The following is a 16,227-nucleotide window of genomic DNA, read 5'->3' as shown; positions in this document are numbered from 1 at the left end:
CGCCGCGACGGCGTGACCAGCCACGGCGCGTCCGCGGCCGGCCGGCGACCGCCTACCGCTCAGTACACGTCCCGCACATACCGCTTCTCCGTTGCGAGCTGCTTCACGTACGCAGCCGCCCCCGTCTCGTCCAGCCCCCCGTGCACGACGGCGATGTCCCTGAGCGCCTGGTCGACGTCCTTGGCCATGCGGGACGCGTCTCCGCAGACATAGAAGTGCGCACCGTCCCGCAGCCAGGACCACAGCAGCGGCCCGTGCTCGCGCATACGGTCCTGGACGTACACCTTGGCCCGCTGGTCACGGGAGAAGGCGGTGTCCAGCCGGTCGAGGGTGCCGTCGGCGGCGAAACCGGTCAGCTCGTCCTCGTAGTAGAAGTCGGTGGCCCGGTGCTGTTCGCCGAAGAACAGCCAGTTGGGGCCGGGGTGGCCGAGGGCCCGGCGCTGTTCCAGGAATCCGATGAACGGGGCGACGCCGGTGCCCGGGCCGATCATGATCATCGGGGTTGCGGGGTCGGCGGGCGGGCGGAAGTGCGTCGAGGGCTGCACATGGACCGGCACGGGAGTGTCCGGTTCGGCGTCGGCCAGGAAGGGGGAGCAGACACCGTGCCGGGGGCGGCCGGCCAGGTTCTCGTACCGGACCACGGAGACGGTCAACGAGACCAGGTGGGGGTCGGTCAACGGACTGGACGATATGGAGTACAGGCGGGGCTGCAGGCGTCCGAGCACGTCGGCCCAGTCCTGGGCGCCGGCTCGGACCTCGTGCTCGGCGACCACGTCGACGGCCTGCCGGCCCCAGGACCACTTCGCCAGCTCTCCCTTGTTGTCAGGGCGCAGCAGCTTCTTCAACTCCCGTGGGTCGTGGGCCCGTTCGGCGACGAATCGAAGCAGGTCGGGAGTGATGCGGGTGATGTCGAGCTGACGCAACAGGGCCTCACCGAGCGGGACTTCCCCTGCGCCGTTCACGTCGACGACGCTGTCCGCGTCCAGGCCGGTCACGGCCAGCCATTCCCCCACCAGGGCACGGGAGTTGAGCGGCCGGACGCCGAGCGCGTCGCCCGCATCGTAGAGGAGCGGCGTCTCGCTGTCGCGGGTGTCGAAGGTGAAGCGGCGTACCTCCTTGCCGGCGCCGGGGAGGCTCAGCAGACGGTTGCCGGTGAGACGTGCGGTGACGGGAGCGGGTTTCCTCGTGCGGCTCGGGCGTGGGGCGACCGGCGCCGGCGCCGGTGCGGATATAGGTGTGCGTGCGGGCGCGGATACGGGTGTGGGTGGCCCGGACAGGGCGGTGAGCACCTGGTCGAGCCAGGCGTGCGCCGCGTCCTCGTAGTCGGGCTCGCAGTCCGCGCGCGGGGTGAGGCGCAGCCCGCCGAGTTCGTCCAGCCGGTGGTCGAGCCGCCTGCCGTGGCCGCAGAAGTCGTCGTAGGAGGAGTCGCCGAGGGCGAGCACGGCAAAGCGCCGGCCGTCCATGCGCGGGGTGCCGGCCGCGGCCAGCGTCTCCCAGAAGCCGGTGCCGTTGTCGGGGGCGTCGCCGTCGCCGAAGGTGCTGGTGATGAGGAGGAGGTCGGCGCCGGCCGGCAGTGCCGCCGGGTCGGCCTCGTCCATGCCGAGCAGGGAAGCGGCGTGGCCGTCCGTCTTGAGCCGCTCGGCGGTGGCGGCCGCGAAGTCCTCGGCGTTGCCGGTCTGGGAGGCCCAGAGGATCACCACCTCACGGCCGGGAGCCGACAGCGCCGGGGCGGGTTCGGCGCTGCGGGAGTACATCCCCGCGAGGACCCCGTTCACCCACAGGGCGTGCTCGGGGCTGAAGGGCGCCGAGGGCGGCAGTACGGGCACGCCCGGGGCGCCGGAGGGGATGCCCGCGAGGAACCCGACGAGGTACTGCCGTTCCTGCGCGGTGAGCACGGGCGGCGGGGCGGGGGCGAGCCCGAAGGGATCGGCGGCGGTCATGGGAAGGGGAGTCGGCATCGGCACTGGCGCCACTTCAACTGCTGCTTCCGCACCCGGCGTTCGCACCGTCACCGGAGTCGACACCTTGGTCAGCGACACCGCGCACACCTTCAACTCGGGCTGGAACGACAGCGGGTCGACGGCGTCGCTGGTCACCGCGTTGATGCTCAGATACTCCCCGAACAGGTCGTTCCAGTGGAACGGCGCGAAGCAACTCCCGGGCCTGACGCGGTCGGTGACCACCGCGGGCAGCACGGCCCGCCCGCGCCGCGAGGCCACCTCCACCGAGTCGCCTTCGGCGATGTCCAGCCGGTCGGCGTCCTGCGGGTGGAGTTCCACGAACGGTCCGAAGTCGAGCTTGTTCAGCTTGGGCACCTTCGCCGTCTTGGTCAGCGTGTGCCACTGGTGCTGCAACCGCCCGGTGTTCAGTACGAACGGGTAGTCGTCGTCGGGCATTTCGGCGGCCGGGACGTGCGGCCGTGCGAAGAAGGCGGCGCGGCCGCTCGCGGTGGGGAAGGTGAGGGTGCCGTCCTCGCCGACGTACCGGACGGGGTTGCGGTCGGGCCCGTCCTCGCTCGCCGCGGGCCACTGCACGGGCGTCTCACGCAGCCGTTCGTACGTCACCCCGCGCAGGTCCCACCCCGTCTTCGGGTTCCAGGCCCGCTTGATCTCCTCGAAGACGTCCTCGGCGCTGTCGTAGGAGAACCCCTGCTCGTATCCCATCTCCCGGGCGACGGCCGCGATGATCCGCCAGTCGGCCATGGCCTCGCCGGGCGGGTCCGCGGCGGGCCGGGCCAGGGTGAGGTTGCGCTCGCTGTTGATGAGCACGCCCTCGGTCTCGGTCCACAGGGCGGCGGGCAGGACGATGTCGGCGTACGCGTTGGTCTCGGTGTCGTTGAAGACGTCCTGGGTGACGACGAAATCGGCGGCCTCCAGGCCCTCGATGACCGTCCTGCGGTTGCCGACGGAGGCGACCGGGTTGGTGCAGATGATCCAGCAGGCCTTGATGTCGCCGTCGGCCATCTTCCGGAACATCTCGACGGTGCCCTTGCCGACGCCGTCGGCACGGATGCTGCCGGGCTCCAGCTGCCACAACTCCTCGACGAACGCCCGCTCTTCGGCGACGAGCACCGACCGCTGCCCGGGCAGCCCGGGCCCCATGTAGCCCATCTCCCTTCCCCCCATGGCGTTCGGCTGCCCGGTGAGGGAGAAGGGGCCGCTGCCCGGACGGCAGATCGCACCGGTCGCCAGATGCAGATTGACCAGGGCGTTGGTGTTCCAGGTGCCGTGCGTGGACTGGTTGAGGCCCATGGTCCAGCAGCTGGTCCACTCCCCCGCCTCACCGATCAGCCGGGCGGCCTCCCGGATGTCGTCCTCGGGGATGCCGGTGATCTCGGCGACGGCGGCGGGCGGGTAGCCGGCGAGGAAGGCGGGCATTTCCTCCCAGCCGTCGGTGTGGCGCGCGATGAAGTCGGCGTCCGTGTGCCCGTTCTCGTACAGCAGGTGCAACAGCCCGTTCAGCAGGGCGAGATCGGTGCCGGACTTGATCTGCAGGAACAGGTCGGCCTTCGCCGCCGTGGCGGTGCGGCGCGGGTCGACGACGATCAGCTTGGCGCCGGCCGACTTCACCCGGTCCATCATGCGCAGGAAGAGGATGGGGTGGCAGTCGGCCATGTTGGAGCCGATGACGAGGAAGAGATCGGCGCGGTCGAGGTCCTGATACGACCCCGGAGGCCCGTCGGCGCCGAGCGACAGCTTGTATCCGGTGCCCGCGCTGGCCATGCACAGCCGCGAGTTCGACTCGATCTGGTTCGTCCCCACGAACCCCTTGGCCAGTTTGTTCGCCAGATACTGGGCCTCCAGGCTCATCTGCCCGGAGACATAGAAGGCGACGGCGTCCGGCCCGTGCTCGTCGACGACGGCCCGCAGCCGCCGGGCCGTCTCCTGTACGGCCGCCCCGACGGCGTCCGGCACGGGTTCCGCGCCCCGCTCGTGCCGGACCAGGGCCGTGGTCAGCCGTCCGGGAGCGGCGAGCATGTCGGCGGTGGTCGCGCCCTTGGTGCACAGCCGGCCGAAGTTGGCCGGGTGCTCCTTGTCACCGGACGCCTTCAGGACCGTACGGCGTCCGTCCGGTCCGAGCCCGACATCCAGCACGATGCCGCAACCCACACCGCAGTACGAGCAGACCGTCCGCACCTTCCTCGTGCCGGCGTTCCGCGAGTCCGGCGCGGCCACGGACACCCCCTGCCTCTCGTGATCGTCCCGTGCGGGTCGAGCTTCCGTGACCGTACGAAATGCCCATTACACGGGTGTCTCCTGAGCCGGTCATCAGGGGTTACACCGGGCGCACAGGGGTGGGGCGGCCGGTGTGAGAGGCGGGATCCGGACGGGGGAGAGCGCGCCCGCGGGGCAGCAGGACGCTCCGCACGCAAGGCAGGGAGCGGTCGTCGGGGGCGGCCCGTGACGAGAACCGATGCGGCCCGGCTGCCACGGGCCGCGACGAGAACCGATGCAGTGCCGCCGTAGTGGAGCCCCGGACGGACACGTGCTGCGTCGAGCTGCACACCGACAGTGGAGGCATACGCATTCAAGGCGGTTCGGTGAAGAAGAAATACCCTGCGCGTTCGAATTCACATTCCCTTCGTTTTCTTCACGGGACGCAATACGCGCATTAATGCGCTGAGGTCCGTTCTCACAACCCACCCCAGGTCGAATATGAGGCAACGAAACGACCGAGTAACTGACGCGTAGCGGACGGGAATCGTCCCGCGGGTCCACTCCTGGTCACCGCCGTTCAAGCACAGCGTCAGGAGGGACCATGTCCTTCTTCGCCAGGGCATCCTGGCCAGGAGACCATCGCGACGAGATCGTCGCGGGCGCGCTCGTCGCGGCCGTCGTCGTCGTCCTCGGATACGCCTCGGGCATCGGAGCCCCGGGCACGACGACCGTCGACACCGCGTCGCCACCGGCCTCCGGTGCCTCACCGCCATCCCGTCAGCCCACGTCCCGTTCGGAGACAGGTCCGCCCGACACATCGGCCGGGAATTACGGGTCCGGCTCGGCGGGAGGTTACTGGGCGGGAGAAAGCGGCGCCGGAATTCCCGTTACCGGCGGCGGCTCGCCGACGGGCGGGGAAAGCGGCGGCCACGATCACGGTGCGGGCGGAACGGGTGGAACGGGTGGCGGACCGGCGGGAACCTCTCCCCCGCCCTTGTCCACGCCGGCCCCCTCTCCCTCCCCCTCGGCCTCGGACAGCTGCGACGAGGGTGAAGTCCGCCTCGTGAAGCCGCTGTTGAACGGCGTGATCACTCCGGTGACCGGGCTGCTGGACGGCCTGCTCGGCGGGGCCTCCGCGAGCCCGTCGTCCACTCCCTCTCCCTCGCCGTCCACCGACAGCCCGCTGCGGCCCCTGTCGTCGATCTGCGTCGGCGTGGCCGCCTCGCCCTCGGTGATACCGGAGGTACTGCCGTGAGACGCCGCGCACCGTCCCTGCTCGCCGCGATCCTGGCCGCCCTGGCCGCCCTGGCGGCCCTGCTGCTCGCCGCGCCGCCCGCGTCGGCGCACACGGAGCTGGAGTCCTCGGCCCCGAAGAACGGCACCCGGCTCACGCACACCCCGGCGACCGTGAACCTGGCCTTCAGTGAGGCGGTGGATCCGGACGACGTCCACATCAAGGCGGCGGGCAAGCCGCTGACCGTGACCCGCGGCGCCGACGACAGGGCCGTCCACGTCCTCGTCCCCAAGACCTCCGGCCAGGACCGCCTCACCTTGAATTGGCAGGTCCTCGACATGGAGGACGGGCACACCACGTCAGGGGTGCTCTCCTTCCGCCTCACCGCGCGGGCCTCGGCCACCGACGCCGCCGCGCCACCGGTGCCGCATCCGTCCGAGACGGTGCACACCGCCTGGATCACCGCCCGCTGGGCCGGCTACCTCGCCCTCGCCCTGTACGTCGGCGGTCTGGCCTTCGTCGCGCTGCTGTGGCCGCAGGGCGCCGGGGACCGCCGTACCCGCCGCATCCTCACGCTGTCCTGGGCCGTCGGTCTCGCGGCGAGCCTGGTGACGCCGGGCCTGCAGAGCGCGTACGGCGCGATGGGCACTCTCGGCGACGTGTTCCGAGGGGCCACCTACACCCCCCTGTCGGGCACCGAGGTCGGCGTCGTGGCCGCCTGCCGGGTGCTGATGTGGGTGCTCGCCGCCATCGTGCTGGCCGCCGTCCTTCAGGGCGGGAACGGCACGGCACGGTCGCCCGGCTGGCGGGTGGGCGCTCTGGCGGTGACGGTCGGGCTGCTGCGTACGACGAGCATGACCGGCCACAACTCCGAGGGCACGCACCCCGGTTGGGGCGCGGTGGCCGACCTGGTCCATCTGCTCGGCGTCTCGCTGTGGCTCGGCGGGCTGACACTGCTGCTGTTCGGGGTGCTGCCCCGGCGGCGGCCCGAGGAGCTTTCGGCCGTCGTGTCCGGCTACTCCACGCTGGCCGGGGTGTCGGTGGCCGCGATCGTGGCGGCCGGGACGGTGCTCACCTGGCAGGTCGTCGGGTCCTTCGACGCCCTGGTCGACACCGGGTACGGGCGGCTGCTGCTGCTCAAACTCGCCGTACTGGCCCTGGTGCTGGCGATCGCCCAGCGCAGCCGCGGCTGGGTGAGGACGCGGCTCGACATCGCCGTACTGCTGCGCGGCGACCGCGCCACCGTACGGCCCTTCATCCACTCGGTCGCGGCGGAGACGGGGCTCGTCCTCGTCGTGCTGGCCGCGACGAGTCTGCTGGTCACCTCGGCCCCAGGCCGCTGACCGGCGCCTGTCCCACCCCTGTCGCCCGACAGGGAACCCACAGGAACTTCACAAGGGAGACGCACCTCCATGCAGACAGAAGAAACCACCGCACCTCCGCACCACCGTCGCTCCCGGGTGGGCAACCGGGTACTGCTGGCCACCGGTATGGGCGCGGGCCTCGCGGCCGCCGTCGGTCTCGGCCTGCTCCAGGCGTCCGCCGGGGCCGCGGCCACGCGGACCGCCCAGCCCGCGGCCGAGGCGCACTCGATGGCGGACATGGGCCAGACGTCCGCCAAGGCCGCCGCGGCGGACCACACCATCGAGATCAAGGACTACAAGTTCGCCCAGCCGAAGCTGACCGTGAAGGTCGGCGAGACCGTGAAGTGGGTCAACGAGGACACCGCTCCGCACACGGTCACCACCACCAGCGGCCCCGCCAAGTTCGACTCCGGCTCGCTGCAGAAGGGCGACAGCTGGTCGTACACGTTCACCAAGGCCGGTACGTACGAGTACTACTGCGCGGTCCACCCGGACATGACGGCCTCGATCACCGTGGTCGCCGACAGCGGCGGCGGCAGCTCCGGTGGTTCCAGCGGTGGTTCGACCGGAGGCTCCACGGGCGGCACGGGCGGCACGGGCGGCACGGGCGGCACGGGCGGCACGGGCGGCACGGGCGGCTCGACCGGGGGCAGCACGGGCGGCACGGGCGGCACGGGCGGCTCGACCGGGGGCAGCACGGGCGGTTCGACGTCCGGGGGCAGCAGCTCCGGGGGCAGCAGCGGCGGAGGCGATGGTGGCGGCGGCGACCAGTGCGTCAGCGTCCAGCAGGTGCTGCTGCCGATCCTGCAGCACATCGACAAGGCGCACCTGGAGGAGTCTCCGGGCCAGCAGGTCCAGGACGCGCTCAAGCTCGACAGCTACATCAAGATGCACACCGTATGGCTGGAGTCGATCCTCACGCCCGCGGTGAACGGCGTCGGCAGCGTCTCGGACGACACGCTCAGTGTGCTGCTCCAGCACATCAACTCCGCCCACCTGGAGGAGTCGCTGAGCCAGCAGATCACGGACATCCTCAACCCGGACGCCTACGTGAAGATGCACACCGTCTGGGCCGAGCACCTGCTCGCCCCCACGGAGAACTACGTCACCAACTCCTGCTGACCCCTTCAGCAGGATGCGGCGGGCCGGCCGAGTCGCAGTCTGCCGGCCCGCCGCCCCTCCATTCTCCCCGCCCGTCACTCCGCTCGCCCACAGAGGTGCCGAGATGACCACCGAGACACTTCCCACCGCCACTCTCCCACCGCCCCGCCCGGGCCCCGACTGGCTGCCGGCCCCCGGTACCTACTCCGCCGCCCCGGATCGTTGCATCGTCGAACTGAGCGCGCGCCTGGGCCCGTTGACCACCCTGCGGCGCCGGCTCACCGCCTTGGACGCGACCCTCACCGTGGCGCCCGACCCCGACGACTGCGTGCTGAAACTGGAGCTGGCCGGGCGGACGCTGAACGGCAGAGTGCTCACCTTCGTCAGTACGAGCCTCACGCCCACCGACGAGGCCACCCGGCTGCACGTCCCCGGCGAACTCGCCCTGGCCGGCGACCCGGCGACGGCCGTCCTCGGCTTCCGCGTCGTCGAGCGCACCGCCGACCGGCTCCTGCTCCTCGGCACCCTCCGGCTGCCGTACCGCGCACTGCGCCGTACGACCGGCCTCACCCTGCCCCGCACCCGCCCCGCAGCCGGTATCCGGCTCCTCGTCGCCGCGGAGTTCACATGCCCCGCCTGACCGTTCCGCGCATCCTGCTGGCCGCCCTCTTCGTGGCCGGCCCCGTCACCGTGCTGCCCGCCCCGGCGGCGCAGGCGGCCACCACGCACCAGGTCGTCATGTCGGGCTACGCGTTCGCGCCCCGCTCGCTGACCATCATGGCCGGGGACACCGTCACCTGGACCAACCAGGACCAGGCACCCCATGACGTGAAGACCACGTCCGGCCCCGCCTCGATCCACTCCCCGATGCTGAACAAGGGCGGCAGCTGGAGCCACACCTTCACGGCCGCGGGCACATACGGCTACCTCTGCACGGTGCACCCGGGCATGACGGCCCAGCTCGTCGTCCAGCCGGCCGCCGCCCCCACCACCCACGCGCCGGTCCACCACCACCCGGCCCCGGCCCCGGCCCCCACGGCCGTACCGAGGCGGTCCGCCGCATCGGCGATGCCGCCGATGAACATGGACCGGTCCAGGCCCGCGACCAGGGAGGCCGCCGCCCCCGCGGCGTCAGAGGGAGCGTCCTCCTCCCCCGTCCCGTCCGCGGCGGCCCAGCCCGCGCCGGACACCGAGAGCGCCGCCGCCTCCGCCGGCCGCCCTCTCGATCCGCTGCTGCTCCTGACGGGCGCGGTCGCGGGCGTCGCCGTGCTGTGCCTGCTGCTCGTCGGTTCCCGCTCGGCCGCGACCCGGAGCGAAGACCCCGGAACGAGCTGACTCACGGCCCCGGAGCAATGACAGTGGGACCAGCCGACTCACGGCCCTGGAGCGACGGCCCCGGGAACAGCCGGCTCACACCTGTCCCATGACCACCAGAACGACCAGAAGCACGGTGGCGCCCGCGCTCATCCCGTGGGCGACGACCGCGGTGAGCGGAAAGTGACGCTCGGCGGTTCTGCCGCCGCGGGAGTGCCGGCCCGAGCTGGGCAGCCAGCGCAGCAGCATCATGAACCCGAACGCGGCGACCACCAGCACCACCGCGCAGGCCGCCCAGGCCGTGCCCCGCACGGCGCCCGCGAGATACGCCGTCCAGCAGGCCAGGCCGGTGACGGCCAGCACGACATGCCCCACGACGAGCCACAGCGGCAGCCGCGTCACGCCCGGCGTGCGCTGCCGCAGGCCGCCGTGCCGGATCCACACCAGGGCGAGATAGCCGCCCAGGCCCGCGGTCAGCAGCCAGGCACACAGCACGAAGACATCCACGGATCCGCTCCCCCTTCGTCCCGTCCCGTCACGGCACGTCGTGTCCAGCACACCGCACCGCACCGCCGCAGACCGGACATCCATTCCCTGATTCACCCGTAGGCGTGAACAGTGGTGCGAACCCCTTGATCTGTGGCGCAAACTCCGTGATCGGTGGTGCGAACCCCTCGATCAGCGGGGATCCCCCGGGGAGCCGTCGCGCGGTCACCAAACATGTACCGTTCGTTTTCTTGAACCATTCGTGTTTATGCGGGTAGGTTGGGCGCATGACTTCGCCCCGGACCCCGACCACCGCCGACGAGCTGCGCGGTGTCGGCCTGCGGGTGACGGCCGCCCGCGTCGCACTGCTCGAAACCGTCCGCCGGGGTGACCACCTCGGTGTCGAGGCGATCGCCTCGGGCGTACGCGACCGGGTGGGCCACATATCCCTTCAAGCCGTGTACGAGGCGCTCCACGCGCTGACCACGGCAGGCCTCGTACGCCGCATCGAGCCGCCCGGCAGCCCGGCACGCTTCGAGGGAAGGGTCGGCGACAACCACCACCACCTCGTGTGCCGGTCGTGCGGTGCCGTCTTCGACGTCGACTGCGCGGTCGGTCACGCCCCCTGTCTCACCGCGTCAGACGACCGTGGCTTCGCGATCGACGAGGCCGAGGTCATCTACTGGGGCCTGTGCCCCGACTGTTCCACCGCTCGCACGGCCTGAGCACCCACCCCCCGGAAGGATTCCCATGTCCGAGAAGAACGACGCCGCCGAAGCGAAGTGCCCGGTGGCGCACGACCGTGCCCTTCACCCCACCCAGGGCGGCGGCAACCGCCAGTGGTGGCCGGAGAAGCTCAACCTGAAGATCCTTGCCAAGAACCCGGCCGTGGCCAACCCGCTCGGTGAGGACTTCGACTACGCCACGGCGTTCCAGAGCCTCGACCTGGCAGCGGTCAAACAGGACATCACCGAGGTGCTGACGGACTCCAAGGACTGGTGGCCGGCCGACTTCGGTCACTACGGCCCCTTCATGATCCGTATGGCCTGGCACAGCGCGGGCACCTACCGCATCAGCGACGGCCGCGGCGGCGCCGGCGCCGGCCAGCAGCGCTTCGCCCCCCTGAACAGCTGGCCGGACAACGGCAACCTCGACAAGGCCCGCCGTCTGCTGTGGCCGGTCAAGAAGAAGTACGGCAAGAGCCTGTCCTGGGCCGACCTCATGATCCTCGCCGGCAACGTCGCCCTGGAGTCGATGGGCTTCGACACCTTCGGCTTCGGCGGCGGCCGCGCGGACGTATGGGAGTCCGAGGAGGACGTGTACTGGGGTCCCGAGAAGGTCTGGCTCGACGACCAGCGCTACACCGGCGACCGTGAGCTGGAGAGCCCGCTCGGCGCGGTCCAGATGGGCCTCATCTACGTCAACCCCGAGGGCCCGAACGGCAACCCGGACCCGATCGCCGCGGCCCGCGACATCCGCGAGACCTTCCGCCGGATGGCGATGGACGACGAGGAGACCGTCGCCCTCATCGCCGGTGGTCACACCTTCGGCAAGACCCACGGCGCCGGCGACGCGAGCCTGGTCGGCGCCGACCCCGAGGCCGCCCCGATCGAGGCCCAGGGCCTGGGCTGGGCGAGCACGTACGGCACCGGCAAGGGCGGCGACGCGATCACGTCCGGCCTGGAGGTCACCTGGACCGCCACCCCGACCCAGTGGGGCAACGGCTTCTTCAAGAACCTCTTCGAGTACGAGTACGAGCTCACGCAGAGCCCCGCCGGGGCCAACCAGTGGGTGGCGAAGGACGCCGAGGCGATCATCCCCGACGCGCACGACGCGTCGAAGAAGAAGCTTCCGACGATGCTCACCACCGACCTGTCGCTGCGCTTCGACCCGATCTACGGCCCCATCTCGCGCCGCTTCTACGAGAACCCCGCGGAGTTCGCGGACGCCTTCGCCCGCGCCTGGTTCAAGCTGACCCACCGTGACATGGGCCCGAAGTCGCTGTACCTCGGCCCGGAGGTCCCGGCGGAGACCCTGATCTGGCAGGACCCGCTGCCGCAGGCCGAGGGTGCGGTCATCGACGCCGGTGACGTCGCGTCCCTCAAGGCCAAGCTGCTCGACTCGGGTCTGACCGTCTCGCAGCTGGTCACCACCGCGTGGGCGTCGGCCTCGACGTTCCGCAACAGCGACAAGCGCGGCGGTGCCAACGGCGCCCGTATCCGTCTGCAGCCGCAGGCCGGCTGGGAGGTGAACCAGCCGGACGAGCTGGCGCAGGTGCTGCGTGTCCTGGAGGGCGTCCAGTCGGAGTTCAACTCCGGCGCCAAGAAGGTCTCCCTGGCCGACCTGATCGTCCTCGGTGGCGCCGCCGCCGTGGAGAAGGCCGCCAAGGACGCCGGTCACGACATCGAGGTGCCCTTCACCCCGGGTCGCGTGGACGCCACGGAGGAGCACACCGACGCCGAGTCCTTCGAGGCGCTGGAGCCCACCGCGGACGGCTTCCGCAACTACCTGGGCAAGGGCAACCGCCTGCCGGCCGAGTACCTGCTGCTCGACCGGGCGAACCTGCTCGGCCTGAGCGCCCCCGAGCTGACCGTCCTCGTCGGCGGCCTGCGCGTCCTGGGCGCCAACCACCAGCAGACCTCGTACGGCGTCTTCACCGACACCCCGGGCAAGCTGACGAACGACTTCTTCGTCAACCTGCTCGACCTGGGCACGACGTGGAAGTCCACCTCCGAGGACCAGAACACCTTCGAGGGCCGCGACGACGTGACCGGCGAGGTCAAGTGGACCGGCACCCGCGCCGACCTCGTCTTCGGCTCGAACTCCGAGCTGCGCGCGGTCGCCGAGGTCTACGCGGCCGACGACGCGAAGGAGAAGTTCGTGAAGGACTTCGTCGACGCGTGGGTCAAGGTCTCGAACGCGGACCGGTTCGACCTCGTCTGAGTCTGAGTCTGAGTCTGAGTCTGAGTCTGACGGTACGACCCGTCTGACCGTCCAACCTGTCCGACCACGACGTCGTTTACCCGCTGAGGGCCGCCGCTTCCGATCAGTGAGCACAGGGCGGCCGGCGATGAGTTGCTCGTACTCCGCCACGGTCAGGGTGATCGCCTCACGGCCGCCCAAGGCGATGAGAGGGCCCACGGATGGTTCCGCGGGCCCTCTCACCTGTTCGATTCATGGTCAGCTGGGAGCGGTGACCGTCGCCTTCGCGGCCGCCGACACGGGCTTCGGGTTCAGCAACCGCTCGGCCAGCTCGCCGAAGACGAGTCCGAAGCTGCCCCAGAGGGTGGCCTGGATGGCCAGGGCGGCGAGCCGGAAGCGCCACAGCACGGTGGCCGGGAAGTCCTTCGGCACCTCGTTGACGACGGGCAGGAACTCGTACGCCAGGCCGATCACGACGGCGAACGCGGCAACCGCGACCACCGTCGCCCACCAGGTGCCCAGGTTCGGCTGGAGTCGCTTGCCGAGGATGGTGGCTGCGATCGCGAGGAGCACGCTGAGCAGCATCATCAGGAAGTACAGGGTGGTGCGCTTGCCGATGGTGTCGGCGCTGCCGACCGACGGCGGATTGGCCGGGTACTTCAGGAACGGCGTCACGTACACCGTCAGCAGCGCGCAGCCGGACAGCAGCAGCGCGGTCGCCCGCGGCGAGAAGCGGCCGACGCGGCCGAGGGCGAAGCAGTAGGCGAGCGCGGCGATGCCGCCGAACGCGACCCCGTAGACCAGAACGCCGGTGGCGAGACCGGCGGTCGACTGCAGGGAGCGGGAGACGACTTCCATCTCGTGCTCGTGGGAGTGCGCCTCCTCGAAGCCGATCGCCTTGTCTACATACGGTTCACCGAGCAGATAGGCGGCAACGAGGGCGAGCACGCCGGCGGCCAGGCCGGCGAGCATGCCCCGCACCAGGAGGTTTCTTACCGTTGTGGAGTTCATGGGTGTGCGGCGTCCCTCAAATCAGTGGCAGGGGAAGCCGAGCAGGTGGCGGGCATCGTGTACCCACTCATGGACGTCCGTGCCGCTGAACACGGAGGTGGCGCCCTGTTCGGCGCCGACGAAGTAGAGCAGGACCAGCATCAGGACGCCGACGAAGACGGCCCAGGGGGCTATGTCCTTCAGCGGCAGCTTGGCGGGTACGACGGGGGTGGTGACTGTCGGCTGGGCGACATGCTGCGCCATGGCAGGGCCTCCTCGGGAGCTCGCGTCCCATCTCGGTGGTGCACATGACGACGGCTACGGGTCTGACTCGCCACCACCCCCTGCGGGGCGGCGGCACACAGTGGCGCGACCGTGCCGGACTCTCACCGGCTTCCGTCTTGCCGTCGTCGATATCAGACCGACGGTACCGTGTGCCGCGAACCTGGCCAATACCGCCCCACCTGGAGTGATCTCCCTCTCCCCCGTCAAGTGGCCCCGATATCGGGCCTGTCGTCGGTCGCCGGCGACAGAACTCGCGGCCCATTCCGGGAGGCGGTCCTCTGCGCCGGTGGTCCGGGTCCTTGCCTCTCCTGCCGCGCCCGGCCGTCCCGCTGGGCTGCTCGCCCCACGGCCACACCGCGTAAACCCGGTCCCCCTTCCGCCGGGTGTGCGCCATCGCTCAGGCGCCGGCCACGCCGTCCGGCTTGCCCGCCTTCGCCTCCCGCGCCAGCGAGGCCAGAGTTCCAGACAGTCGCCAATTCTGGTCCGGGCGTTGCCAGTTGAGGCCCGAGGGCAGACGGGAATGCGGGCAGGGGGCAGGCATGCAACCCATGAGTTCCGTTCGAGTGCTGGCCGGCGTCCCCGGCAGGCGCCGGCCAGCACGTCAAGCTGCCCTGGCGGCCTGGCTCTCGGCTTCCAGCAGCAGGCGCTCCAGGGTGGCCCGGGCGCGGGCCACCCTGGAGCGGACGGTGCCGACGGGGCAGCCGATGAAACCGGCCGCCTCGTCGTAGGACAGTCCCACCACCTGGGTCAGCACGAACGCCTCGCGGCGCTCGTCCGGCAGCGTCTCCAGCAGGTCGAGGAGTGCGATGCCGTCGTCGAAGCCCGGCAGTCCGCGGGGCTGGGAACGTTCCATCGCCGACTGCCAGTCGTGCCGGTCGGACGACCGGGGCCGGACCGCGGCCCGGCGGAAGCTGTCGGCCACCGCACGGCGGGCGATGGACAGCAGCCAGGTGCGGGCCGAGGCCTGCCCCTGGAAACGCGGCAGGCTGTCGAGGGCCCGCAGGAACGTGTCCTGGGCCAGGTCGTCGGCGATCTGGGGATCGCCGCTCAGGTAGGCGACATAACGCAGTACGTCGCCGTGCAGCGCGCGCACGAAGTGCTCGGCCGCGTGGGGGTCGCCCTTACCGGCGGCCAGTGCCCAGGCGGTGGCGGAGGCGTCCGCCGCCGCGCGCTCCGCCCGGCGGGGAGCAGGCAGGACAGGAGTGATCACGTGATGTCCTTCTCGGGTCATCCGGAGCCGACGCCCCGCAATGGGGCGGGGCTCTCCGGCACTTGGGTGCGGCCGTACGCGGTGGGTACGGCGAATGCCCGGGGCTCGTCGCACGCCCATCGGCCCGCACGAAGTGGCGGGTGGTCCTGGGGAGATCCACGCGCGAGCGCGGCATGGCGAGAAGCGGGGTGAGCCCCGGTCGATCCGGCTGTCTCAGACGACAGCGGCACCCAGGGGCGGTCCCCGGGACGTGACGGAGTAACAGAGAAGGAAGCGGGCCGGCGACGACCGGTGCGCGGCGATACGGCGCCTGCGCGCAGGCGGGCGGCCGGCGGGTACGGGTAGCGCCAGCAGCATCCTCAGCGGCGCGGCCAGCCGGGCTGCCGCGGCCCTCAGGATGTCGAAGACGGCGCGCTCTCCATGGGCGAGCCACAGCCCGCACAGGACCGCCGCGAGGAGGTGGACGGCGACCATGCCGAACGAGGCGCCGTCGCCCATGCCGCCCATGTCGGCCATGGCGTGCGTGTGCCCCATGCCGCCCGAGCCGGTCGCCATGTGTGTCACGCCGCTCATGGATGCGCCACCGGAGGTGCCCGTGTCCCTGCCGGTCATGGCGGTCATGGCGGTCATGGCGGTCATGGCGACCGGTGCGGCACCGGGGTCCGGTGTTGTCCCGGGCATCGGGGTCTGGCCCAGGGAGAACGTCTCGTGGAGCACGGCCTGGGCGGCGACCACAACGGTGACGATCAGCGTCCGTCCGCGCTCACGGCCGGCCAGGAACCAGCCGGTCATGCCGCTTGCCGCGGTGCCGGCGGCCATGGTCCACCAGGGGACGGGAGTGCCGGACATCGTCACGTGGCCGAGGGCGGCCAGCAGCACGCAGGCGGCGGCGAACACACCGGCCCGCAGCGTGCGGCACCACCCTCCGACAGTCATAGCGCGCCCAATCTTTGCACCCGGCGTCTGATCGTCATCAGGGGGTACGGGCGCACACCGGGTCCCCGACTCACCGAAGTGACCGTGACTCACGTCACGCGATAAGGCCGGGACCTCGACGGGCAGTTGGGACGACCACCGCCACGAGACGGCTCCGGGACGCACCACGCCGGCGAGCACCTCGTCCCCGCCACCGAGCCGGAACTCCAGGGTGAAGGAGAGGAAGCC

Annotated in this window: 13 protein-coding genes and 1 riboswitch; of the genes, 7 read left to right on the top strand and 6 right to left on the bottom strand. The window is 71.2% G+C overall.

Annotated features, from left to right (window positions below):
• Positions 1-59: 59 nt before the first annotated feature.
• Positions 60-4,175 (bottom strand): bifunctional nitrate reductase/sulfite reductase flavoprotein subunit alpha, encoded by a 4,116-nt coding sequence (locus OOK07_RS33100; protein WP_266800100.1) that lies wholly within the window; start codon positions 4,173-4,175, stop codon positions 60-62.
• Between the two features lie 583 nt (positions 4,176-4,758).
• Here OOK07_RS33100 and OOK07_RS33095 point away from each other — a divergent pair.
• The 5 genes from OOK07_RS33095 to OOK07_RS33075 all read left to right on the top strand — a co-directional run bounded on the left by OOK07_RS33095 (position 4,759) and on the right by OOK07_RS33075 (position 9,191).
• Positions 4,759-5,412: a hypothetical protein gene (locus tag OOK07_RS33095; RefSeq protein ID WP_266800098.1), complete on the top strand. Its 654-nt coding sequence runs from the start codon at positions 4,759-4,761 to the stop codon at positions 5,410-5,412.
• A complete protein-coding gene (locus tag OOK07_RS33090) occupies positions 5,409-6,734 on the top strand; it encodes a copper resistance CopC/CopD family protein (protein ID WP_266800097.1) in 1,326 nt (441 codons plus the stop codon). The genes OOK07_RS33095 and OOK07_RS33090 overlap by 4 nt, the downstream gene beginning before the upstream one ends.
• Before the next feature lie 69 nt (positions 6,735-6,803).
• Positions 6,804-7,877, top strand: a complete 1,074-nt coding sequence (locus OOK07_RS33085; RefSeq protein ID WP_266800095.1) for a cupredoxin domain-containing protein — start codon at positions 6,804-6,806, stop codon at positions 7,875-7,877.
• A 103-nt stretch (positions 7,878-7,980) separates the two neighbouring features.
• Complete coding sequence (locus OOK07_RS33080) at positions 7,981-8,496, top strand: hypothetical protein (RefSeq protein WP_266800093.1); 516 nt, start codon at positions 7,981-7,983, stop codon at positions 8,494-8,496.
• Entirely contained in the window at positions 8,484-9,191 is a 708-nt protein-coding gene (locus tag OOK07_RS33075) for a cupredoxin domain-containing protein (protein ID WP_266800091.1), read from the top strand. Before OOK07_RS33080 ends, OOK07_RS33075 begins: the two co-directional genes overlap by 13 nt.
• Positions 9,192-9,266: 75 nt before the next feature.
• On the opposite strand, the gene OOK07_RS33070 is transcribed toward OOK07_RS33075, so the two are convergent.
• Positions 9,267-9,677, bottom strand: a complete 411-nt coding sequence (locus OOK07_RS33070; protein ID WP_266685472.1) for a hypothetical protein — start codon at positions 9,675-9,677, stop codon at positions 9,267-9,269.
• Positions 9,678-9,943: 266 nt separating this feature from the next.
• Here OOK07_RS33070 and OOK07_RS33065 point away from each other — a divergent pair, with 266 nt between their 5' ends.
• A complete protein-coding gene (locus OOK07_RS33065; RefSeq protein WP_266800089.1) occupies positions 9,944-10,381 on the top strand; it encodes a Fur family transcriptional regulator in 438 nt (145 codons plus the stop codon).
• A gap of 25 nt (positions 10,382-10,406) precedes the next feature.
• Positions 10,407-12,599, top strand: coding sequence for a catalase/peroxidase HPI (gene katG, locus OOK07_RS33060; RefSeq protein WP_266685470.1), 2,193 nt, complete (start codon positions 10,407-10,409; stop codon positions 12,597-12,599).
• A gap of 237 nt (positions 12,600-12,836) precedes the next feature.
• On the opposite strand, the gene OOK07_RS33055 is transcribed toward katG, so the two are convergent.
• From OOK07_RS33055 to OOK07_RS33040, 4 genes are all read right to left on the bottom strand, one after another.
• Complete coding sequence (locus OOK07_RS33055; RefSeq protein WP_266800088.1) at positions 12,837-13,589, bottom strand: CbtA family protein; 753 nt, start codon at positions 13,587-13,589, stop codon at positions 12,837-12,839.
• A gap of 21 nt (positions 13,590-13,610) precedes the next feature.
• Complete coding sequence (locus OOK07_RS33050; protein WP_266522724.1) at positions 13,611-13,832, bottom strand: CbtB domain-containing protein; 222 nt, start codon at positions 13,830-13,832, stop codon at positions 13,611-13,613.
• Between the two features lie 34 nt (positions 13,833-13,866).
• Positions 13,867-14,018: riboswitch (cobalamin riboswitch) on the bottom strand.
• A gap of 436 nt (positions 14,019-14,454) precedes the next feature.
• A complete protein-coding gene (locus tag OOK07_RS33045; RefSeq protein ID WP_266685468.1) occupies positions 14,455-15,063 on the bottom strand; it encodes a sigma-70 family RNA polymerase sigma factor in 609 nt (202 codons plus the stop codon).
• A gap of 213 nt (positions 15,064-15,276) precedes the next feature.
• Positions 15,277-15,999 carry a hypothetical protein gene (locus OOK07_RS33040; RefSeq protein ID WP_266800087.1) on the bottom strand — a complete coding sequence of 241 codons (723 nt, stop codon included), beginning with the start codon at positions 15,997-15,999 and terminating at the stop codon, positions 15,277-15,279.
• Between the last annotated feature and the right edge of the window lie 228 nt (positions 16,000-16,227).

This window comes from Streptomyces sp. NBC_00078 (genome assembly GCF_026343335.1).
In the GTDB taxonomy this organism is placed as follows: Bacteria; Actinomycetota; Actinomycetes; order Streptomycetales; family Streptomycetaceae; genus Streptomyces.
The sequence above is the reverse complement of the archived record's forward strand: the minus strand, read 5'-3'. Positions and strand labels throughout refer to the sequence as shown.